Annotated in this window: 18 protein-coding genes; 12 read left to right on the top strand and 6 right to left on the bottom strand. The window is 63.7% G+C overall.

What is annotated here, in order from left to right; genetic code table 11:
* The first annotated feature begins 51 nt into the window (after positions 1–51).
* Complete coding sequence (locus tag BLS26_RS33345) at positions 52–1,932, top strand: ABC-F family ATP-binding cassette domain-containing protein (protein WP_092516670.1); 1,881 nt, start codon at positions 52–54, stop codon at positions 1,930–1,932.
* A gap of 26 nt (positions 1,933–1,958) precedes the next feature.
* Here BLS26_RS33345 and BLS26_RS33340 read toward each other — a convergent pair whose 3' ends face one another.
* The 3 genes from BLS26_RS33340 to BLS26_RS33330 all read right to left on the bottom strand — a co-directional run bounded on the left by BLS26_RS33340 (position 1,959) and on the right by BLS26_RS33330 (position 4,651).
* Complete coding sequence (locus BLS26_RS33340; protein ID WP_172804827.1) at positions 1,959–2,462, bottom strand: hypothetical protein; 504 nt, start codon at positions 2,460–2,462, stop codon at positions 1,959–1,961.
* Positions 2,463–2,638: 176 nt separating this feature from the next.
* A complete protein-coding gene (locus BLS26_RS33335) occupies positions 2,639–3,091 on the bottom strand; it encodes a DNA polymerase III subunit chi (RefSeq protein ID WP_092516668.1) in 453 nt (150 codons plus the stop codon).
* Positions 3,092–3,151: 60 nt separating this feature from the next.
* Entirely contained in the window at positions 3,152–4,651 is a 1,500-nt protein-coding gene (locus BLS26_RS33330) for a leucyl aminopeptidase (RefSeq protein WP_092516666.1), read from the bottom strand.
* 359 nt (positions 4,652–5,010) lie between these two features.
* Between BLS26_RS33330 and lptF the strand changes: the two genes are divergently transcribed.
* From lptF to BLS26_RS33275, 11 genes are all read left to right on the top strand, one after another.
* Positions 5,011–6,180: an LPS export ABC transporter permease LptF gene (lptF, locus tag BLS26_RS33325; protein ID WP_092516665.1), complete on the top strand. Its 1,170-nt coding sequence runs from the start codon at positions 5,011–5,013 to the stop codon at positions 6,178–6,180.
* The gene (gene lptG, locus BLS26_RS33320; protein ID WP_092516664.1) at positions 6,177–7,274 is read left to right on the top strand and encodes an LPS export ABC transporter permease LptG; all 1,098 of its coding nucleotides are present in this window, start codon (positions 6,177–6,179) and stop codon (positions 7,272–7,274) included. Before lptF ends, lptG begins: the two co-directional genes overlap by 4 nt.
* A gap of 98 nt (positions 7,275–7,372) precedes the next feature.
* A complete protein-coding gene (locus tag BLS26_RS33315) occupies positions 7,373–9,769 on the top strand; it encodes an LPS-assembly protein LptD (protein WP_244542050.1) in 2,397 nt (798 codons plus the stop codon).
* Between the two features lie 75 nt (positions 9,770–9,844).
* Positions 9,845–10,786 (top strand): SurA N-terminal domain-containing protein, encoded by a 942-nt coding sequence (locus BLS26_RS33310; protein WP_092518915.1) that lies wholly within the window; start codon positions 9,845–9,847, stop codon positions 10,784–10,786.
* On the top strand, positions 10,786–11,790 hold the full coding sequence (gene pdxA / locus BLS26_RS33305; protein ID WP_371360718.1) for a 4-hydroxythreonine-4-phosphate dehydrogenase PdxA: 1,005 nt from the start codon (positions 10,786–10,788) through the stop codon (positions 11,788–11,790). Before BLS26_RS33310 ends, pdxA begins: the two co-directional genes overlap by 1 nt.
* Positions 11,787–12,653 carry a 16S rRNA (adenine(1518)-N(6)/adenine(1519)-N(6))-dimethyltransferase RsmA gene (gene rsmA, locus BLS26_RS33300; RefSeq protein ID WP_092516662.1) on the top strand — a complete coding sequence of 289 codons (867 nt, stop codon included), beginning with the start codon at positions 11,787–11,789 and terminating at the stop codon, positions 12,651–12,653. The genes pdxA and rsmA overlap by 4 nt, the downstream gene beginning before the upstream one ends.
* Before the next feature lie 40 nt (positions 12,654–12,693).
* Entirely contained in the window at positions 12,694–13,752 is a 1,059-nt protein-coding gene (locus BLS26_RS33295; RefSeq protein WP_092516661.1) for an alcohol dehydrogenase, read from the top strand.
* A gap of 133 nt (positions 13,753–13,885) precedes the next feature.
* Positions 13,886–15,100 (top strand): ABC transporter substrate-binding protein, encoded by a 1,215-nt coding sequence (locus BLS26_RS33290; RefSeq protein ID WP_092516660.1) that lies wholly within the window; start codon positions 13,886–13,888, stop codon positions 15,098–15,100.
* A gap of 106 nt (positions 15,101–15,206) precedes the next feature.
* Positions 15,207–16,568 carry a caspase family protein gene (locus BLS26_RS33285; RefSeq protein WP_092516659.1) on the top strand — a complete coding sequence of 454 codons (1,362 nt, stop codon included), beginning with the start codon at positions 15,207–15,209 and terminating at the stop codon, positions 16,566–16,568.
* 26 nt (positions 16,569–16,594) lie between these two features.
* Positions 16,595–17,128: a hypothetical protein gene (locus tag BLS26_RS33280; protein WP_092516658.1), complete on the top strand. Its 534-nt coding sequence runs from the start codon at positions 16,595–16,597 to the stop codon at positions 17,126–17,128.
* 155 nt (positions 17,129–17,283) lie between these two features.
* Positions 17,284–18,228, top strand: a complete 945-nt coding sequence (locus BLS26_RS33275) for a hypothetical protein (protein ID WP_092516657.1) — start codon at positions 17,284–17,286, stop codon at positions 18,226–18,228.
* A 15-nt stretch (positions 18,229–18,243) separates the two neighbouring features.
* Here the strand turns inward: BLS26_RS33275 and gmk are convergent, their stop codons facing one another.
* The 3 genes from gmk to mltG all read right to left on the bottom strand — a co-directional run bounded on the left by gmk (position 18,244) and on the right by mltG (position 21,189).
* Positions 18,244–18,897, bottom strand: a complete 654-nt coding sequence (gene gmk / locus BLS26_RS33270; RefSeq protein ID WP_092516656.1) for a guanylate kinase — start codon at positions 18,895–18,897, stop codon at positions 18,244–18,246.
* A gap of 3 nt (positions 18,898–18,900) precedes the next feature.
* Positions 18,901–19,788, bottom strand: a complete 888-nt coding sequence (locus tag BLS26_RS33265) for a YicC/YloC family endoribonuclease (RefSeq protein ID WP_092516655.1) — start codon at positions 19,786–19,788, stop codon at positions 18,901–18,903.
* Positions 19,789–19,908: 120 nt separating this feature from the next.
* On the bottom strand, positions 19,909–21,189 hold the full coding sequence (gene mltG, locus BLS26_RS33260) for an endolytic transglycosylase MltG (RefSeq protein WP_092516654.1): 1,281 nt from the start codon (positions 21,187–21,189) through the stop codon (positions 19,909–19,911).
* Positions 21,190–21,310: the final 121 nt, after the last annotated feature.

Genomic DNA, 21,310 nt, shown 5'->3' with positions numbered 1-21,310 from the left:
TTTCACCGATAAATGGGTTGCGTTTAGCGGCGGCAGCGGTGACAAGGCCGCATGCTTTCAATCACTGATATTTCCATCCGGATCGCCGGACGGCTCCTGATCGACGACAGTTCGGCGCAGATCGTGCCGGGCGCGCGCGTCGGCTTTGTCGGCCGCAACGGCGTCGGCAAATCGACGCTATTTCACGCGATTCGCGGCGACCTGCCGCTCGAATCCGGAAGCATCTCGCTGCCGCCCCGCTGGCGTATCGGCAGCCTCGCGCAGGAAGCCCCCGACGGCCCGGAAAGCCTCGTCAACGTGGTGCTGAAGGCCGATCTGGAACGCGACGCGCTGCTGCAGGAGGCGGAAACCGCCCACGATCCGCACCGGATCGCCGAAATCCAGACCCGGCTGGTCGACATCGACGCCCACTCCGCGCCGGCGCGCGCCGCCGCGATCCTGAGCGGGCTCGGATTTTCGACCGCAGATCAGGCGCGGCCCTGTTCGGAGTTCTCCGGCGGCTGGCGCATGCGCGTGGCGCTTGCAGCTACGCTGTTCTCGGCGCCGGATCTGTTGCTGCTCGACGAGCCCACCAACTATCTCGACCTCGAAGGCACGCTCTGGCTGGAAGATCATCTGGCGAATTATCCGCGCACGGTCATCGTCATCAGCCATGACCGCGACCTGCTCGACACCTCCGTCGACCAGATCCTGCATCTCGATCGCGGCAAGCTGACGCTCTACAAGGGCACCTATTCCTCGTTCGAGGAACAGCGCGCCACCCGCGAGATGCTGGATGCCAAGCACGCCAAGCGCCAGGCCGACGAGCGCAAGCGGCTGCAGGCTTTCGTCGACCGCTTCAAGGCCAAGGCCTCCAAGGCCCGTCAGGCCCAGTCGCGCGTCAAGATGCTGGAACGGATGAAGCCGGTCACCGCGCTGGTGACGCAGGACGTGCGCGAGATTTCATTCCCAGTGCCGGAAAAAATGCTGTCGCCGCCGATCATCGCGGTCGATGAGGTCTCGGTCGGCTACGATCCGAAGAAGCCGGTGCTCAACCGCGTTACCTTGCGCATCGACACCGACGACCGCATCGCCTTGCTCGGCTCGAACGGCAACGGCAAGTCGACGCTGGTCAAGCTTCTGGCGGGCAAGCTGCCGCCGTTCTCCGGCCGGGTCACGCGCGCAGAAAAACTGTCGGTAGGCTATTTCGCGCAGCACCAGGTCGATGAGCTCAACCTGGACGGCTCGCCCTACGATCACGTCCGCAAGCTGATGCCCGACACGCCCGAGAGCAAGGTGCGCGCACGGGTCGGCGCGATCGGCTTCTCCGGCAAGGCCGGCGACACCTTGGTCAAGAGCTTGTCCGGTGGCGAGAAAGCGCGGCTGCTGCTCGGCCTTGCCACCTTCGCCGCCCCCAACATGATCATCCTCGACGAGCCGACCAACCATCTCGATATCGACAGCCGCGCGGCGCTGGCCGAAGCGATCAACGATTATCCTGGCGCCGTCATCATGGTCTCGCATGACCGCTATCTGATCGAAGCCTGCGCCGATCAATTGTGGGTCGTCGCCGATCAGAAGGTGACGACCTATGACGGCGACCTCGACGACTACCGGCGCATGGTGCTGTCGGCGCGCGGCATGCGCACCAATTCACGCGATCGCGGCAACGAGCGGGAAAATGGCCGGGAGACCTTGAAGCCCGAACGCGGAAAGAGTGAAAAGCGGACTCCGCTGAAGCAGAAGATCGCCGAGGCCGAGGCCGAGATCGAACGCATCAACGGCATCATCGCCAAGATCGACACCGCGCTGGCGCTGCCGGATCTGTTCAGCCGCGATCCCAAGCAGGCCGCCCAGCTCAGCAAGGCCCGCGCCGGCGCCGCAAGCGCGTTGCAGCGCGCCGAAGAGGTCTGGCTCGAGGCGAGTTCGCAATTCGACCAGGCGGCGGGATAACGCGCCTTCAGGCTTCGCGTGAAGACTTACGTCGCGGCGGGCTTCTTCTTTGCCTTCGGCTTGGCGACCTTGGGCTGCGGCGCCGGCTCGGCGCCGCGTTCGATCGACGTCAGGCGTCCGGCGGTAAAGGTGTAGATGCCGGCGCGCTGGCCGCGCGAATAGTTGACGACAGCGACGCGATCGCCGCGCGCATTGTTGGAAAGATTGACGTTGTCGGGCGCGCCGATGCCGCGGACCACGTCGCATTCGGTGTGCCCGAGCGCCACTGTTCCCCTCGACGACGGCGGCGGGCTACCTGCAGCACCATCAGCCAGCGCGTTGGCGTCTTGCCCGGGGGCCGCCATTCCCGGACACGCACCGTCGGCACTGACGAGTTCGTCCGGCGTGACCGCCCTGTCCGGCGACAACGGCGGCGTCTCGATCGAAACGTTGCGGATGAACACGCGGCCGGAACGCGAGAACCAGTCGGCATCCTTGCTCAGCCAATCGGGCGTGCCCGAGCAGCCCACCAGGACCGGCCCGAGCAACATCAACGTCAGCAGTGGTTTTCGACCGATGGTTCCGTGTCGCACGCTAGACCCTGGCTCCCGCCCTACTCTAACCCCGTACTGTAACTATTTGTCCCAACACCACTTTGCGGCATGACCATGGCTGCACGCAAGGTCCGGGGCAGAAACCGCAAATTATCATTAATTGCCTTATATCGCTATTGCCGCCGCTGCCAACGGCCGCGGTCGTCGGTCTGCCAGTAAGTTACCTCAAATCCGCGGGCCTTGCAGTCGGTCCAGGCACCGCGGGCCGCACCGAGCGCCTCGGTGTCGTCGCCGTTGAAAACCAGCACCAGCCGCTCGTAGCTGTCGGCGTCGGCCGGCAGCGTCGCATTGTCGATCAGGAACCTGACATTGGCGCGGTTCGGATTGCCCTCCTCGACCGAGAGGATGACGGGATGATCTGAAGCATCGCCAGCGCGCCAGGTGGCATGTGGCAGGAAGGAATCGTCGCTGTAGGTCCACAAATGAGCGTCGAGCGCCTCGGTGCGCTCCGGCGAGGTCGATTGCACCACCACACGCCAACCGCGCTCCAGCGATTTTTCCAGCAGCGGCGGCAACACGCTTTCCAGCGACATGTTCTGCAGATGGTAGAACAGGACTTCCGTCATCCGACCTCGGTCATATCTTCACGCGATTGCGCGAACTGCTTTTCGAGCGACTTCTAAGAGCTATTTCTTGGCTTCGTAATATTCCGAAACCAGCCGATCCAGCAGGCGAACGCCGTAGCCCGAACCCCAACTGTGATTAATTTCGGTTTTCGGCGCCCCCATCGCGGTGCCGGCAATGTCGAGATGCGCCCACGGCGTGTTGTCGACGAACCGCTGCAGGAATTGGGCTGCGGTGATCGAACCGCCATTGCGCACGCCGGCGTTCTTCACGTCGGCGAATTGCGAGTCGATCATCTTGTCGTAATCGGGACCGAGCGGCATGCGCCAGACGCGTTCGTCGGTATCGAGGCCGATCTTGGTCAGCCGTTCCGCCAGCTCGTCGTTGTTGGAAAACAGCCCGGCATGCTGGGTGCCGAGCGCGACCATGATGGCGCCGGTGAGGGTCGCGAGATCGATCATGAATTTGGGTTTGAACTTCTTCGCCACGTACCAGAGCACGTCGGCCAGCACCAGGCGGCCCTCGGCGTCGGTGTTGATGATCTCGATCGTCTGGCCGGACATCGAAGTGACGATGTCGCCCGGACGCTGGGCGTTGCCGTCGGGCATGTTCTCGACCAGGCCGATGGCGCCGACCGCGTTGACCTTGGCTTTACGCGCCGCCAGCGCGTGCATCAGCCCGACCACGCAGGCCGCCCCGCCCATGTCGCCCTTCATGTCCTCCATGCTGGCGGCGCCCTTGATGGAAATGCCGCCGGTGTCGAAGCAGACGCCCTTGCCGACGAAAGCAACGGGCTGATCGCCCTTCTTGCCGCCGTTCCAGCGCATGATCACCATACGGCCGGGCTGCGTGGAGCCCTGGGCCACGCCGAGCAATGCACCCATGCCGAGTTTCGTCATCGCCTTGACGTCGAGCACCTCGATATCGACGCCCAACTTCTTGAGCTGGCTGGCGCGGCGCGCGAATTCGACCGGATAAAGCACGTTCGGCGGCTCGTTGACGAGTTCGCGCGCCATGATCACGCCGTCGACGACATGCGCCGCCGGCGCAAACGCCTTGCGTGCCGCGGCGACGTCACCGACCGCAATCGAAACGTCGGCGCGCAAGGCTTCGTTCTCGTCTTTCTTCTTTGTCTTGTAGCGATCGAATTTATAGGCGCGCAGCCTCATGCCCGAGGCGATGGCGGCCGCGGCATCGGCACCCATCGCGCCGTCAGGCAGTTCGGCGATGACGGTGACGGTCTCGCTGGCAGCATTGAGCTTGCCGGCCGTGACGCCGCCGAACTTGAGGTAATCCTTCTCCTTGATCTCTGCCGGCTTGCCGGCACCGACGACGATCAGGCGGTCAGCCTTGATTCCCTCTGGCGCCGGAATATCAAGCGTCGATCCGCTCTTGCCCTTGAATCGGCTCGCCGCCGACGCGCGTTTGATGGAGTTGGCCGCCGTTCCCAGCGCCTTCTGCGTTGCCGCCCCGAATTTAAGCGCGTCGTCGCAAAACACCACGAGAACACCGCGCGGTGCTGTGGAAAACGGAACGAAGCCGACCTTGACGGCGTCGGACATAGGCAATCCTCCAGAAGGGCTGTGTGCAGAGCAGGAATCGCCCGGGCGCGGCCCGGGATATTTTTGGTTTTTATATCGGCCACGGCCTCAAAATCGCATCAAGACCGCCGGTTTCCAGCACTATGGCCTGTGAGGCGGTACACTGCCAAGCGCCGGCGTGGCCGGAAGGTCACATCCGGCGAATTATTAACCATATCCTAAGGGTGCCACGGCCCGGCCATTTTGTTGACGGATCAAAGGGATGGTAGTGAGAAACTAGAGGACTTGACGGCGGGCGGCGCGACCAAAGGGGACCCTCTAATAAGGGTTGGTCGAAAGCCGCTCTATGGGCGCGCAAACGGTGGGACCGTACGGTAGCGATGGGGTCGATCGACAAGTACATTTTCCGCACGACGCTTGCGTCGTTTGCGCTGGTCCTGGTCAGCCTCACCGGCGTGATCTGGATTACGCAGGCGTTGCGCGGCATCGACCTGATGACGAGCCAGGGCCAGACCATCATTACCTTTCTCGGCATCACCAGCCTGGTGATTCCCGCGCTGGTGCTGATCATCGCGCCGATCGCGCTGATGATCGCGATCTCGCACACGCTAAACAAGCTCGCGACCGATTCCGAAATCATCGTGATGAATGCCGCCGGCTTCTCGCCGTTCCGGCTGTTCCGTCCGTTCTTCTACGCTACCTGCGTAGTGGCTCTGGTCGTGGCTTTTATCGGCGCCTACCTCGCCCCCGACGGCATGCGCCGAATCAAGCAATGGGATGCCGAAATCACCGCCGACATCCTGACCAACATCCTGCAGCCCGGACGCTTCGCCCAGCTCGACCAGAACCTGACGATTCGCATCCGCGAACGTGTGCCCGGCGGCGTGCTCTCCGGCATCTTCGTCGACGACCGCAGAGATCCCAAGGAGCGCGTCACCATCATCGCCGACCACGGCACCGTGCTGAAGAACGAGAGCGGCTCCTATCTGGTGCTGGAAGACGGCAATCTCGAACGTTTCGAGGCCGGAAAACGCGATCCCGCGCTGGTGGCGTTCGGCCGCTATGCCTTCGACATGTCGAAATTCTCCAATCAAGGCCGCGACGTCACGCTCGGAATTCGCGAACGCTATCTCTGGGAGCTGTTTTCGCCTCCGGACAACGATCCCGTCTTCAAGCAATTGAGCGGGCAGTTCAACGCCGAGCTGCATGACCGGTTGCTCTCGCCGGTCTATCCCTTTGCATTCGCTATCCTGACCTTTGCGTTTCTGGGCACGCCGCGCACCACGCGCCAGAGTCGCAATTTTTCGATCGGCGGATCGATTTTCGCGGTGTTCGGCCTGCGCATGGCGGGATTCGCCTGTTCGGTCATGACGGTGAAGACGCCTGCCGCCGCCCTGTTCCAGTATTCGATGCTGATCGCCGCCATCGCCGTCGGGCTGTGGATGATCATCGGCGGCATCGTGGTGGAACCGCCGGCGGCGCTGATCGAGGCCATCAACAGATCGAACGCGCGCATCGCGCGGTTGTTCGGACGGCCGGTCGCCGCATGAGCATGATGACCAATACGCTTGGGCGCTATTTCGCCGGCCGCTTCCTGGTCTCGGCGGTGGGCGTGTTCGCGAGCATTTTCGTATTGCTTGTGCTGGTCGACTACATCGAGATGGTCCGCAAGACTTCAGGGCTGGTGTCGGCTTCCGCAGTCACGGTGGCGGAGACGTCGCTGTTCCGGGTGCCGCAACTGCTCGAAAAGCTGATGCCGTTCTGCGTTCTGGTCGGCGCCATGACCTGCTATCTGGCGCTGTCGCGACGGCTCGAACTGGTGGTCGCGCGCGCCGCCGGCGTTTCGGCCTGGCAGTTCATTGCGCCGGCGCTCGGCAGCGCGATCCTGCTCGGGATCATCGCGACCACCGCCTATAATCCGATGTCGGCGAACCTGCGCGAACTCTCCAAGCGGATGGAGGCCGAACTGTTCGGCTCGGCGCCGGGCGGCGGCATCCAGGATGCCGCGGGCTTCTGGCTCAACCAGATCAACAGCGACGGCCAGTCGATCATCAATGCCGCCCGTAGCGAACAGCAGGGCGTCCGGCTGACCGGTCTGACCGTGTTCCGGTTCGATACCGACCTCCAGTTCAAGGAGCGAATCGAAGCCCGCGAAGCCTCCCTCGAGGAAGGCCGCTGGGCGTTCAAATCGGTACGCAGATTCTCCCTCGACAAGCCGCCGATTGACCAGGACACCTACTATCTTACCACTGCTCTGACACCGGCCCAGGTCCGCAACAGCTTCTCGACCCCCGAGACCGTGTCCTTTTGGCAACTACCGACCTACATCCGTTCGTCCGAGAGCTCGGGCTTCGCGACCGCGGGGTACCGTCTGCAGTACCATAAGCTCATCGCACAGCCGTTTTTGCTGGCTGCAATGGTCATGTTGGCGGCTTCCGTCAGCTTGCGCTTCTTCCGGATGGGCGGCGTGCAAAAGATGGTTTTGAGTGGCGTGGGTGCAGGCTTTCTGCTCTACGTTTTGTCGAAAGTTACCGAGGATTTGAGCAAGGCTGAGTTGATGCATCCGATCGCTGCGGCGTGGTTGCCCGTCTGTGTGGGTGGCCTCACCGGCTTTTTGGCCTTGCTGTACCAGGAGGACGGGTAGTGGCCGTTGTCGCCGCCCTCCAGTTGAGGTCGCCCGCGTTCGGGCGGCGCACCTTGCTGCGCCGCAAACGAACCCGCGTGGCTGCCGTCAGCGCCCCCGTGATCGCCCTGCTCGCTGGTCTGGTTTTCGCCGGAGCGATCGAGCTTGCCCTGACGGTGCCGGCTCAAGCGCAGTCCTTTACCTACAATCCGCGGCCGCCCAAGCCGCCGCCACGGCCTGCCAAGAACGACGGGCAGATGCTCGTGCAGGCGACCGAGGTGGACTACGACTACAATAACCAGCGCGTGTCGGCGGTCGGCAACGTGCAGATGTTCTACAACGGCACCAGCATCGAGGCCGACAAGGTCATCTACGACCAGAAGACCAAGCGCCTGCACGCCGAGGGCAACATTCGCCTGACCGACGCCGAGGGCAAGGTCACCTACGCCAACATCATGGATCTCAGCGACGACTACCGTGACGGTTTCGTCGACTCGCTGCGCGTCGACACCGCCGACGCGACGCGGATGGCGGCGACCCGCGCCGACCGTTCCAGCGGCAATTACACCGTGTTCGAAAACGGCGTCTATACCGCCTGCGCGCCCTGCAAGGACGATCCGAAGAAACCGCCATTGTGGCAGGTCAAGGGTGCACGCATCATCCACGACCAGACCGACAAGATGCTGTACTTCGAAAACGCGCAGCTCGAGTTCTTCGGCGTGCCGATGGCCTATCTGCCGTATTTCTCGACGCCCGATCCGACCGTGAAGCGCAAGACCGGCTTCCTGATGCCCGGTTTCAGCACCGTTACGGCCTACGGCGTCGGTATCGAAACTCCGTTCTACTGGGCAATCGCGCCGGACTATGACGCGACCTTCAGCCCGCGCATCACCTCCAGGCAAGGCGTGCTGTTCCAGGGCGAGTTCCGCCAGCGCCTGATCGACGGCGCCTACCAGATCCGCGCCTATGGCATCGACCAGCTCAACCCGTCGGCCTATGCCGGTCTGCCCGGTGACCGCCAGTTCCGTGGCGGCATCGATACCAAGGGTCAGTTCGCACTGAACGACAAATGGACCTGGGGCTGGGAAGGCGTGGCGCTTTCCGACTACGCCTTCATGACCGACTACCGGCTGGCGCAGTATCGCGATCCACTGCAATCGTTCCTCACTCTGCCGACCGAAGCGATCTCGCAGCTTTATCTGACCGGCGTCGGCAGTCGCAGCTTCTTCGACGCCCGCACGATCTACTATTTGAGCTACTCCGGTAACCAGAGCTACGTCCCGGTCGTTCATCCCGTGGTCGACTACAGCAACGTGCTCAACAGCCCGATCTTCGGCGGCGAATTCAGCTACAAGACCAATTTCACCAGCCTGACGCGCTCGACCGCGGCGTTCGATCCGATCACGACGCTGGCCAACACCAATGGTCTGTGCCTGACGGCGTCGGCCGATCCGATGGCCCGGATACCCTCGCAATGCCTGCTGCGCGGCATGCCCGGCACCTACACGCGGTTCACGGCTGAAGCACAGTGGCGGCGGTCGTTCACCGATTCCGCGGGCGAAATCTGGACGCCGTTTGCGATCCTGCGCGCCGACGCCATCAACGCCTCGATCTCCAACCAGCCCGGCGTCTCGAACTTCCTGCCCGTAGGCGATACCAACGCGCTGCGCCTGATGCCGACCGTCGGCCTCGAATATCGCTATCCCTTCATCAACGTTCAGCCGTGGGGCTCCACCACGATCGAACCGATCGCGCAGATCATCATCCGTCCCAATGAAACCTACGCCGGCAAGCTCCCCAACGAAGACGCGCAGAGCATGGTGTTCGACGCCAGCAACCTGTTCTCGGTCGACAAGTTCTCGGGCTATGACCGTGTCGAAGGCGGCGGCCGCGCCAATGTCGGCGTGCAGGCGACCACGCAGTTCGATCGCGGCGGCAGCATCAACGTGTTGTTCGGACAGTCCTACCAGTTGTTCGGCTTGAACTCGTTTGCGGTCGCGGATGCGACCAATACCGGTGTCGACTCCGGGCTGCAGAACGCGCGATCCGACTACGTCGCCCGCGTCAATTACTCGCCGAACCGGACTTATACGTTCAGCGTGCGCACGCGTATGGATGAAGGCACGCTCAACATCAACCGCTTCGAGGCCGAGGGCCGCGCGGCGTTCGACCGTTGGTCGGTCGGCCTGATGTACGGCAATTATGCCGCGCAACCGGAACTCGGATACTTGACCCGGCGCGAGGGCCTGCTCGGCTCAGCGTCGGTCAAGGTGGCGGCGAACTGGGTGGTGTCAGGCTCGGCGCGCTGGGACCTTGAGGCCAACAAGATCAACCAGTACATCGTCGGCGCCGGCTACGTGGACGACTGCTTCGTGTTGGCCGCCAACTACGTGACGTCCTACAACTATTCCACCGGCGTTACCGCCCCTGTGCTCTCTCACGCGTTCATGTTCCAGATTGGCCTGCGAACCATTGCGACATCGACTTCAACGGCCGCCGGCGGCGGAGTTCAATAGCGCGTGGCCGGGACCGTGCGGGAGAAACCCCGTCGCATCGCTGGAATCAAACTGGTTGATACGGCTGACATGACCATGACGACCTCAAAGCCCTCCCATCATCGCCTGTGGTCGCTGATCGCCGGTTGCGCGATCGTGCTCGGGCTCCTGACATCGGGCGCCTCGCCGCTCGCAGCCCAGACCGTCGCCGTGATGGTCAACGGCGAACCCATCACCAACTACGATATCGACCAGCGCACCAAGCTGAATTTCCTGACGACCCACCAGCAGTCGCAGCGACAGGACGTGATCAACGAACTGATCAATGAGAAGGTCAAGATCAAGGAAGCCAAGAAGTTCGGCGTTGACCCCTCTTCGAGCGACGTCGATGAGCTCTTTACGGGAATGGCTTCGCGGATGCGGATTTCGGGCGACCAACTGTCGAAAACGCTGGAGGCCCAGGGCATCCGGCCCGAGACCCTGAAGGCCCGCCTCAAGGCCGAAATGGTTTGGACCAGCCTGGTGCGCGGCCGCTACAAGGAAAGCCTGCAGGTCGGCGAGAAGGACGTCGCCGCCGTGGCCCAGGAAGGTGGCGAGGCGGTCCAGACCGAGGCGTTCGAATACAAGATGCAGCCGATCGTCCTGATCGTGCCGCGCGGTTCGGCGCCAACGGCGATCGAATTGCGAAAGAAGGAAGCGGAGAACCTGCGCGAACGCGTCACGACCTGCGAACAGGCCAATGCCTACTTCAAGTCGATGCAGAATGCCGCAATCCGCGACTCCGTCACCAAAACCTCCGCTGACCTTCCGGTTCCGCTTCGCGAACTACTCGACAAGACACCGATCGGCCATCTGACCCCGCCCGAGGTTACCAAGCAGGGCGTGGAGATGGTGGCGCTGTGCGACAGGAAGGCGACCAAGATCGATTCGCCGAAGAAGCGCGAAATCCGCGACAAGATGTACCAGCAGAAATACGAGAAGAAGTCGAAGGACTATCTCGACGAAGTCCGCAGGGCCGCGATGATCGAATACCGCTGATGCCAAAGCCTCTTGCGCTGACATCAGGCGAGCCCGCGGGCATCGGCCCCGATATCGCCCTCGAAGCCTGGCTGCGGCGCCGCGAACTGGACCTCCCGCCATTCTACCTGCTCGGCGATCGCGGCTTCTTCGCCGAGCGCGCAAAGATCCTCGGACTGAAGGTCGAACTCGCCGATGTCGGCCCTGAGGACGCGCGCGTAACCTTTGCCAACGCGCTCCCGGTGGTCGCCACCGGCGAAAGCGCGACGGCGGGGCCCGGGCTGCCGGACACGACCAGCGCCAACGCCGCGCTCGCCTCTATCAGGCACGCGGTCGACCATGTCCGGGCCGGACAAGCGAGCGCGGTCGTGACCAACCCGATCGCCAAGAGCGTGCTCTACCGCGCCGGCTTCCGTCATCCCGGCCACACCGAATTCCTCGCCGAGCTTGCGGCCAACGGCGGCGCTGCCCCGCAGCCGGTGATGATGCTGTGGTCGCCGACGCTCGCCGTCATCCCGGTAACGATCCATGTCTCGCTGCGCGACGCGCTCGCCGATCTCACGACCGAGTTGATCGTGTCGACCGCGCGCATTGCGGTAGCAGACCTCAAGGCGCGCTTTGGCTTGGCTTCGCCGCGGCTGGCCGTCTCCGGCCTCAACCCGCATGCCGGCGAAGACGGCTCGCTCGGCACCGAGGACATCACCATCGTTACGCCGGCGATCGAGATCCTGCGCCGCGACGGCATCGACGCGCGGGGACCGCTGCCGGCGGACACCATGTTCCACGCCGCCGCGCGAAAAACCTATGACTGCGCGATCTGCATGTACCACGATCAGGCACTGATCCCGATCAAGACGATTGCGTTCGAGGACGCCGTCAACGTCACGCTGGGGTTGCCGTTCATCCGCACCTCGCCGGACCATGGCACGGCGTTCGACATTGCCGGCACCGGCAAGGCCAACCCGTCGAGCCTCGTCGCGGCGCTGCGGCTCGCCGCGCGCATGGCCACCACCGGATCGGCATGAGCGCGATCGACGATCTGCCGCCGCTGCGCGACGTCATCCGCGAACACTCCCTTTCGGCGCGCAAGTCGCTGGGCCAGAACTTCCTGCTCGACCTCAACCTCACGGCACGGATCGCGCGCGCCGCCGGTCCGCTGGAAGGCGCCACCGTGATCGAGATCGGCCCCGGTCCCGGCGGGCTGACGCGGGCGCTGCTGGCGCTCGGGGCCAAACGCGTCATCGCGGTCGAGCGCGACGAGCGGGCGCTGGCGCCGCTCGACTATATCGCCAAACGCTATCCCGGCCGGCTCGAGATCGTGCACGCCGACGCGCAGCATTTCGATCCGCGTCCGATGCTCGGCGGCGAGCGGGCCAAGATCGTCGCCAACCTGCCCTACAATATCGCCACCGCTTTGCTGGTGGACTGGCTCTCGATCGATCCGTGGCCGCCCTGGTATGACATCATGGTGCTGATGTTCCAGCGCGAGGTCGCCGAGCGGATCGTCGCCCACGAAAACGACGAGGCCTATGGCCGGCTCGCGGTGCTCGCCAACTGGCGCGCGGAAACCAAGATCCTGTTCGACATTTCGCCTGCCGCCTTCGTGCCGCAGCCCAAGGTCACCTCCTCGGTGGTGCGGCTGGTGCCGCGCGCGGTACCAGAGCCGTGCGACCGCCGCGCGCTCGAGCAGGTGGCGGCTGCGGCCTTCGGCCAGCGCCGGAAAATGCTGCGGCAGAGCCTCAAATCGCTTTCGGTCGATCCGGCACTGCTGGCGGCCGCCGCAGGGGTCGAAGCCACCCGCCGCGCCGAGACGATCGCGGTCTCCGGCTTTGTTGCCATGGCCCGCGAATTGACCAATATACGCAAGACAAAACCGCAACCTTCCTGAACATCCGCCTTCCAAAAAGCCATCCCCAAGGAGAAATGCCATGGCGCTGATGCGTCGCCAGTCGCTGGTCAAATTCGACGCGCCTTTGTGCGAAACCATTGTCGACACGCCGAAACCGCAAGGACGCGAAGTTCTCGTCCGCATCGAGCGCTGCGGCCTCTGTCACTCCGACCTGCACATCCAGGACGGCTATGCTGATCTGGGTGGCGGCAAGAAGCTCGATACCACGCGCGGCATGACGCTGCCGTTCACGCTCGGTCACGAGATCGCCGGTGTCGTTGAGGAAGTCGGCCCCGACGCCCCGAAGGACCTGATCGGAAAGAAGCAGGCCGTGTTTCCCTGGATCGGCTGCGGCCAGTGCCGCGACTGCGCCAGCGGCGACGAAAACCTTTGCGTCAAGCAGCGCTTCCTCGGCGTCTCCATCGACGGTGGCTTCGCCAGCCACGTGCTGGTGCCGGACGCCAAATATCTGCTCGACTACGATCCGCTGCCGGTCAACCAGGCGGCGACCCTGATGTGCTCCGGCGTCACCGCCTATGGCGCGCTGAAGCGGCTGGTCGATCGTCCGCGGCAGCGCAATCTGCTACTGATCGGCCTCGGCGGCGTCGGCATGATGGGGCTTTCGTTCGCGCAGGCGATGTTCAAGCAGAAGATCGCGGTGGCGGATCTCAGTCCCGCCGCGCGCGAGTCCGCGCTCGCGAACGGTGCGGCCGTGGCCTACGATCCCAGCGAGCCCGATGTCGTCAAGCGGATGATCAAGGAGACCGAAGGCGGCTTTGACGAGATCGTCGACTTTGCCGGCAACGAGAAATCGATGGCCTTTGCGGTGTCGGTGGTGGCGCGCGGCGGCAAGATCGTGGTCTCCGGCCTGATGGGCGGCAATTTCAGCCTGCCGATGGTGCAATGGGTCTACAAGCGCATGACCATCGAGGGCTTCATGGTCGGAACGCTCGAAGAGGCCAAGGAGTTGATGTCGCTGGCACGCGCCGGTAAGATCAAACCGACGCCGATGAAGGAAGAGCCGATGGCCGACGTCCAGAAATGGATCGAAGAGCTGCGGGCCGGCAAAGTAGTTGGACGTATCGTGTTGAAGAACTGACGCGGAGCCCTCCGAACACGACATTCTCGAAAATTTCGAGAAAGGAAAAGCTTCAAAAGAATAGAGCACCCGGCTTCGGCACGACCGGAGCCGGGAAAGCTCAACGCTTCGCGATTGACAGAGGGAGACGCTGATGGCTTCCGGAACTGTTTCGAAGCTTGTCGCTGGCGCGGCACTGGTGCTCGCCCTGCTGACCGCGCCCGCGCTGGCGCAGAAGCGCTACGGCCCCGGCGTTACCGATACCGAAATCAAGATCGGCACCACGACGCCCTATAGCGGCCCCGCCTCCGCCTATGCGGCAGGTGCAATCTCCGCCACCGCCTATTTCGAAATGATCAACGAACAAGGCGGCGTCAACGGCCGCAAGATCAATTACATCAGCCTCGACGACGCCTACAGCCCGCCCAAGACGGTGGAGCAAATCCGCAGGCTGATCGAAAGCGACGAAGTATCGTTCCTCGTCAATCCCGTCGGCACCGCGACCAACATGGCGGTGTACAAATACATCAACCAGAAGGGCGTGCCGCATCTCTTCATCGGCACCGGCGCCACCGTCTTCAACGATCCCGAGCATTTTCCGTGGACGATGAGCTGGACGCCGCATTATGCGTCCGAAGGCGAGATCTACGCCCACTACATTCTGTCGAACATGCCCAATGCGAAGATCGGCATCCTGTCGCAGAACGACGATCTCGGCCGCGACTACCTGTTGGGATTCAAGCGCGGGCTCGGCGACAAGGCGTCGACGATGATCGTGTCGTCGCAGACCTACAATACCAGCGACCCTACCGTCGATTCCCAGGTGGTCACGCTGAAGGCTTCCGGCGCGGACGTCTTCTTCATCGTCTCGGTGCCGAAATTCTCCGCCCAAGCCATACGCAAGGCCTATGATATTGACTGGCATCCGCAGGAATTCGTTTCCAGCGTCGGCTCCTCGATCGCGGGCGCGATCAAGCCGGCCGGCTTCGAGGCGGCCAAGGGCATCATCTCGGCGGCCTATCAGAAAGACCCGGCCGATCCGCAATGGGCCAACGATCCCGCGATGAAGGCCTGGAACGTGTGGATGGACAAGTACAATCCGCGCATCAACAAGAGCGACTACTACGCGCCCTATGGCTACAATATCGGTTTCGCGGTGGTCGCACTGCTCAAGCAGTGCGGCGACAATCTGACGCGCGAGAACATCATGAAGCAGGCGTCCCATCTCGACATGGAACTGCCATTGCTGCTGCCGGGCATTCGGCTCAAGACCACGCCGACCGACCTGCGGCCGATCAAGCAGATGCGGCTGGTCCGATTCAACGGCGAGCGCTACGTGCTGTTCAGCGACGTGCTCGAGAGCAACTAGCGTGCTCGGAAGCGACTAGGTCGCAGCCCGAACGCCCTGCCGGCGCTTTTCGGACCGGCCGGGTGCTGATAGTCTGCCGCCATCGCATGACGAGGATGCATCAGGGATGCGCGGAGCTCTCGGCGGTAAGATCTTCGGGTTTTGGGCGCCGGCGCTGTTGTTGTCGCTGGCGCTCGCCTCACCCGCTGCGGCCGAAAAGCGCGTCGCGTTGGTCATCGGCAATTCCGCCTATCAAAACGTGACCCGGCTGGACAATCCCCGCAGCGACGCTGTGCTGATGGCCGAAACACTGGCAGGCCTCGGCTTCACCCTGATCGGCGGCCGTGCCCAGCTCGATCTCGACAAGCCGGCCATGGATACCGCCGTGCAGAATTTCGGCCGGCAGGTTCAGGGCGCCGACGTCGCGCTGTTCTATTATGCCGGCCACGGCGTTCAGGTCTCCGGCTCCAATTATCTCGTGCCGGTCAGTGCCAATCCGACGCGCGAGGCGGATGTCGATTTTCAGATGGTCGACGTCAACCTCGTGCTGCGCCAGATGCAGGGTTCGGGCACCCGGCTCAACATGGTTATCCTTGACGCCTGCCGGAACAATCCGTTCGGCGCGCGCGGATTGCGCGCCTCCGACGGCGGCCTTGCCCAGATGCGCGCGCCGGAAGGCACGCTGATCTCCTACGCAACGCAGCCCGGCAATGTGGCGCAGGACGGCAGCGACGGCCACAGCCCCTACACCAAGGCGCTGGCATCGACGATCAGGCAGGCCGGGCTCGATATCTTCCAGACCTTCAATCAGGTCGGCCTCGCGGTGAAGCGCGAGACCGGCGGCTCGCAGCAGCCGTGGGTGTCCTCCTCGCCGATCGACGGCACCTTCTATTTCGTGGCGCCGGCAGCCGCGCCCGCATCGCCGCAGGTCGCGGTCACGCCGCCGCCCGAACCGAACCTCGCCTCCTCGTTGCGTCCGGATCCGGACCGGATTTCGATCAGGGATACCGTGCTGTTACGCGAATTGAGCGACCGGCTTTACGAGCACAATTTCGATCCGGAACCGCTCGACAGCAAGAACGGCATGCGGCTTGCGATCAGCAAGTTTCAGGAGAAAAGCAGCATGACGCCGACCGGTGAAGCGACCGAAGGCGTGCTGACGCGGCTGCGAAAACTGGATGATCTGAAACCGTGGGCGTCGATCGTCTACAACCCCGACGGCGACAAGTGGGGAATGTCGTGGAATCACACGTCGCGTCGGGCCGCAGTCGATGATGCGCAAAACAGTTGTGGCGCCAGCAAATGTCCGAAAGAATTGAGCTTCTACGGCAAGCGGTGCGGCGCTTTCGCGATTTCCGGCAAATCCTGGTCGCTGGTCCAGCGCGAAACCGTCGACCGCGCCAGGGAGGCCGCGCTTGACGAGTGCGGCAAGACTGGCAAATCTTGCCGCGTGATTGGTGCGGTCTGTGCCGACGGGTCCGGCCGCTAGATTTTTTTCAAGAAATTGGAAGCACCATGCAAAATACCGCTCAACGTTCGATCAGGATTAGCCTGCTCTCTTTGTTGATTTCAGTCGCGTTCGGAACCGGCTTTGCCTGCGCGCAATCCGGCAGCACGGGCGGCAGCATCGGCAACGACGAAAAATCGCTGTCCGGCTCACGTCAGACCCCGCGCGCGGTGGAGAGCGAAAAACCTGCACGAAAGAGTAAATCCGAGCCGGAAGAGCCGCGCCGCGCATCGCGGAAGAGCGGAGGAGGTGGCAGTGGAAGTGGAGGTGGAGGCGGAGGCGGCAATTTCGACGGCGCCTGGATTGCCGTTGCCGTGGGCACACCCTGCGGCAGTAGCACCGATCGATTTGTCATCTCCGGCAGCAATCTTTCGGGCGAATTGAGTTCGGGTCAGGTCAGCTCCAATGGCTCAACGCGGACCAGCGGATCCGCCTCAGGTTTGAGCTGGACCAGCACCGGCCGCTTCTCAGGGAAAACTGGCTCAGGTTCCTTCGTGCGATCCGATGGATGTACCGGACGCTGGACCGCGTCCAAACAGTGATTTTCAGCACTATTCCTGTGGCAGCGGCCTGCCCCATGTGAGGCGGCGCGCAGGCCCTAATTATACCCCATCTGCTCCGGAATTGCGGCTCATTGCCACCCAAGTCTTTAACGAGATTTGCGGCGTCAAGCGTCGCGTCATTACCGGGGATATCGATGTCAAACCGCTCAGCGAAATTCGTCGCGGCTCTGTTCGCCAGCATTCTGACAGCAGCCAGTTTCACCTCTGTGACGAATGTCCGCGCACAAGCCGCCGCAGACAACTGCCTGACGGCTCCGAAAGACAAGACACCCGCGGGCAGCCATTGGTACTATCGGCTTGAACGCGGCACCAAGCGCCAGTGCTGGTATCTACGCGACGAGAACGACAAGAGCGCACGCGCCGCGCCGCAGGACTCCACCGACGAAGCGGCGGCGGATCCGGCCCCTCCTCCGGCGCGCCCGGCGGTGCGAAAATCGGTCGCGAACGCGCATGCCGAACTGACCTCCGCGCAACAGCGCGTCGAACAGGAACCGGCCGCCGTTGCCGAACCGCGGACCGTCGGCATGGCGCCCGCGCCTGCGTTTCAGAATAGCCCGTTCCAAAACAGCCCGGCCGCCATCGCCCCCGATACAACGATGTCGTCGTCGACGGTCGCGACGCGCTGGCCGGATTCCTCCGGGATGAGTTCGTCCAACACTTTGCGTACCGCTGCCGCCGAACCCGAGGCCGCACCGCCGGACAACAGTCAGGCGGCACCTCCGCCCGCACCGGCGCCGGTCGCACTTGCCGCAGCCGACTCATCGATGGCCAAGCAGCCGGCGTCGATGCAGATGCTGTTTCTGGTGATGGCCGGCGCGCTGGCGCTGGCGGGCATCACCGCGAGCCTGGTCTACCGGTTCGGCCGCGCGCGGGCACGGGCGCGCCATCGTGAGATTCGCCGCGAGCGCCGCGCGATCTGGGATTCGATTCACCATGAACGTCCTTCGCCGTCGATGCTGCCTGATGAGGACGTTCCGATGTGGCGCCGTGACGAACCCCACGATCCACGCGCGCCGGACGATCCGCAGCGACGCGTCACGGAAATGCTGTCGCGGCTGGCGCGAAGCGCGCAGAACTGACGTGAGAGAAAGCAGTTACTTTTCCAGCTGGCGCTGCAGGCCGCGAACGAACTCGGTCAGGCCGGTGCGGCGGACACGCTTGAGCCGCTCGGCCTTGAGGATCGACTGCACTTCGGCAAAAGCCTCGTCGACGCTCTGATTGACGATGATGTAATCGTATTCGGCCCAATGGCTGAGCTCGTGGCTGGCGCGATCCATGCGCCCGCGAATGACCTCGTCCGAGTCCTGGGCCCGGGTATGCAGCCGCTTCTCGAGATCGGCGGCCGACGGCGGCAGGATGAACACGCTGACGACGTCGGTGGAGGCCTTTTCCCGCAGTTGCTGCGTGCCCTGCCAGTCGATATCGAACAGCACGTCCTGCCCGGCCGTCAGCGCGCTCTCGACCGGCGCGCGCGGCGTGCCGTAGCGATTGTCGAACACGGTGGCCCATTCGAGCAGTTCGCCCTTGTCGGCCATCGCCTCGAATTTGGGTTTGTCGACGAAGAAATAATCGCGGCCGTCGACCTCACCCGGCCGCATCGGCCGCGTGGTCGCCGAGACCGACATCTTCAGGCCCGGCGAGCGCTCGATCAACATGCGCGACAGCGTGGTCTTGCCCGCGCCTGACGGCGACGACAGCACGAACATCAGTCCACGGCGTTCCACCCCGTCGAAGCCAACAGCCGTCATCGGTCACTCCAGATTCTGGACCTGTTCGCGAAACTGCTCGACCACGTTTTTCATCTCGAGCCCGGTCTGGGTCAATTCCAGATCGTTCGATTTGGAGCAACAGGTGTTGACCTCGCGGTTGAATTCCTGCGCGAGGAAATCGAGCCGCCGCCCGACCGGTCCGCCCTTGCGGATCATTTCGCGCGCCTGGGCGACATGCGAGGCGATGCGGTCGAGCTCCTCGCGGATGTCGGCCTTGGTCGCGATCATGATCGCTTCCTGATTGAGCCGATCCTGATCAAAACGATCGGAGGTCTCCAGCAGCGCCGCGATCTGCTCGGCCAGGCGCGCCTTGATCGCCTCGGGCTTGCGGCCCGGTGCGGCCTCGGCCTTCTTCGCCAGCTTCTCGATCTCGTCCATGCGCTGGGCCAGAATTTGCCCGAGCGTCGCACCCTCGCGTCGGCGCATCTCGACCAGGTTGGAGAGCGCCTGCTCGAATGCCAGAGCCGCGGCTTCCTTTGCCGCCTTCTCTTCGGTCTCGTCGCTCTCGGGTTCAACGACCTCGATGACACCCTTGAGGCCCAGCAGACCGTCGATGCTCGGCGCCACCGCATCGATCTTGCCGGCGAGCACGCCGGCCACCTTCACGATCGAGGCCAGCACGTCCTCGTTGATGCGCACCGTCGAGACCGCATTGGCGCGCTTGACGTTGAGGTTGGCGTACACCGTGCCACGCGAGAGCACCTCGCCGGCGCGCTTCTTGGCCAGGGCCTCGAGTTCGTCCCATCCCGGCGGCAGCCGCAGCCGCAGGTCAAAGCCCTTGGCATTGACCGACTTCAATTCCCATTCGAACGTGTAGGGACCGCTGGCGCCGTGGCTCCGGGCAAAACCGGTCATGCTCGATAGCGCCATTGCGTCAATCTCTCCGAAAGGCGGGGTGCGGGACTCGCTGGGCGGGACTCGCCAAGAACCTGGCGAGCTTAAAACGATTTCCGCCAAAGTGGAATTAGGTTCCAATCCGCGGCGAGGGTATCAACGCTGAACCACCGGCGGCGTTGTGGTCGATTGCGCCGCGCCCTGACGGGCCGGTGCAGCGGCGGGCGCCGCAGGACGCGCGGGCTTCTTCGGCGCGGCAGGCTTTGGCGTCGCCGCGGTCGGATTGGTATCGGCGGCCGCCCCCGCTGCGGCCGCCGGCGGCGGCGCGTCGTCGGCGGGTTCGACGGTGTCGTTCTGGATCTGCTTTTCGAGCGCCCTGAGCTTGGCGACGTTCTTCTGATGCTGGTCGTAGGTTTCGGTGAAGCTATGACCGCCGGTGCCGTCGGCAACGAAGAACAGGTCGCGCGTGCGCGCCGGGTTGGCGGCCGCTTCCAGCGAGGCGCGGCCGGGATTGGCGATCGGGCCCGGCGGCAGACCGTCGATCACATAGGTGTTGTAGGGCGACGGCTGCGTGATCTCCGAGCGCTTGATCGGCCGGCCCAGCGTACCCTTGCCGCCGACCAGGCCGTAGATGATGGTCGGATCGGACTGCAGCTTCATCTTCTGGCGCAGCCGGTTGACGTATACCGCGGCAACGCGGCTGCGTTCGTCGGCCTTGCCGGTTTCCTTTTCGATGATCGAAGCCAGCGTGACCAGCGCTTCCGGCGACTTGACGGGAACGTCCGGATTGCGGCGTTCCCAGATCTCCGCAAGCACCCGCTTCTGGGTCTGCTGCATCCGCTGGATCACCTGATCGCGCGTGGTGCCGCGCGGGAACTTGTAGGTCTCGGGCAGCAGCGTGCCCTCACGCGGCAGCTCGCGCACGCTGCCTGCGAAGATGTCGTTGTCGGTGAGCCGCGCCACGATCTGTTCCGAGGTCAGGCCTTCGGGAATGGTGACGGCGTGCTGCACCACCTTGCCTTCGACCATGGTGGCAATGACGTCGCGCAGGCTGGCGTTCTTCCTGAACTCATATTCGCCGGGCTTGAGATCGGAACTCGCCTTCAGCGCAAACACGCCGCCGATGAACGCCCACGGATTGACGTTGATCACGCCCTCGCGCTGCAGGGCGTCCGCGATGTCGCGCTTGCCGGCACGCGCGGGAATGTTGACGACCTTGTCTTCCCCGAGCGGGCCCGGCGTTTCCAGGAGCTGCCGTCCGTAATAATACGCAGTTCCCGCACCGATCATCAGGATGATCAGGATGGTGATGATGGCATTGCCTATCACCACGAAGGGATTGCGGGCGCGCTCCGACCGCTTCGGCGGCGGCGGCACCTGCTCGGGCTCCAGCGCAGCGCGCGGGCTCCGTGGTGAAATGGGCGGCCTCTCACTCATCGATGCAACCTGAATCCTGCCGGTTCAATCGTGGCCTGACAAATCTGCCCAGCCAATAGCATACGCCCGCACTTAGAAGTCATCGCCGAATACGGCAAAACGGTGGAGTCGATCTAAACAC

Source organism: Afipia sp. GAS231 (assembly GCF_900103365.1).
Classification (GTDB): domain Bacteria; phylum Pseudomonadota; class Alphaproteobacteria; order Rhizobiales; family Xanthobacteraceae; genus Bradyrhizobium.
The sequence above is the reverse complement of the archived record's forward strand: the minus strand, read 5'-3'. Positions and strand labels throughout refer to the sequence as shown.

Excerpts from the sequence above, each read along its gene's own strand:
- BLS26_RS33345 (WP_092516670.1), top strand. The coding sequence starts at position 52 with ATGCTTTCAATCACTGATATTTCCATCCGGATCGCCGGACGGCTCCTG.
- BLS26_RS33340 (WP_172804827.1), bottom strand. The coding sequence starts at position 2,462 with ATGTTGCTCGGGCCGGTCCTGGTGGGCTGCTCGGGCACGCCCGATTGG.
- BLS26_RS33335 (WP_092516668.1), bottom strand. The coding sequence starts at position 3,091 with ATGACGGAAGTCCTGTTCTACCATCTGCAGAACATGTCGCTGGAAAGC.
- BLS26_RS33330 (WP_092516666.1), bottom strand. The coding sequence starts at position 4,651 with ATGTCCGACGCCGTCAAGGTCGGCTTCGTTCCGTTTTCCACAGCACCG.
- lptF (WP_092516665.1), top strand. The coding sequence starts at position 5,011 with ATGGGGTCGATCGACAAGTACATTTTCCGCACGACGCTTGCGTCGTTT.
- lptG (WP_092516664.1), top strand. The coding sequence starts at position 6,177 with ATGAGCATGATGACCAATACGCTTGGGCGCTATTTCGCCGGCCGCTTC.
- BLS26_RS33310 (WP_092518915.1), top strand. The coding sequence starts at position 9,845 with ATGACGACCTCAAAGCCCTCCCATCATCGCCTGTGGTCGCTGATCGCC.
- pdxA (WP_371360718.1), top strand. The coding sequence starts at position 10,786 with ATGCCAAAGCCTCTTGCGCTGACATCAGGCGAGCCCGCGGGCATCGGC.
- rsmA (WP_092516662.1), top strand. The coding sequence starts at position 11,787 with ATGAGCGCGATCGACGATCTGCCGCCGCTGCGCGACGTCATCCGCGAA.
- BLS26_RS33295 (WP_092516661.1), top strand. The coding sequence starts at position 12,694 with ATGGCGCTGATGCGTCGCCAGTCGCTGGTCAAATTCGACGCGCCTTTG.
- BLS26_RS33290 (WP_092516660.1), top strand. The coding sequence starts at position 13,886 with ATGGCTTCCGGAACTGTTTCGAAGCTTGTCGCTGGCGCGGCACTGGTG.
- BLS26_RS33285 (WP_092516659.1), top strand. The coding sequence starts at position 15,207 with ATGCGCGGAGCTCTCGGCGGTAAGATCTTCGGGTTTTGGGCGCCGGCG.
- BLS26_RS33280 (WP_092516658.1), top strand. The coding sequence starts at position 16,595 with ATGCAAAATACCGCTCAACGTTCGATCAGGATTAGCCTGCTCTCTTTG.
- BLS26_RS33275 (WP_092516657.1), top strand. The coding sequence starts at position 17,284 with ATGTCAAACCGCTCAGCGAAATTCGTCGCGGCTCTGTTCGCCAGCATT.
- gmk (WP_092516656.1), bottom strand. The coding sequence starts at position 18,897 with ATGACGGCTGTTGGCTTCGACGGGGTGGAACGCCGTGGACTGATGTTC.
- BLS26_RS33265 (WP_092516655.1), bottom strand. The coding sequence starts at position 19,788 with ATGGCGCTATCGAGCATGACCGGTTTTGCCCGGAGCCACGGCGCCAGC.
- mltG (WP_092516654.1), bottom strand. The coding sequence starts at position 21,189 with ATGAGTGAGAGGCCGCCCATTTCACCACGGAGCCCGCGCGCTGCGCTG.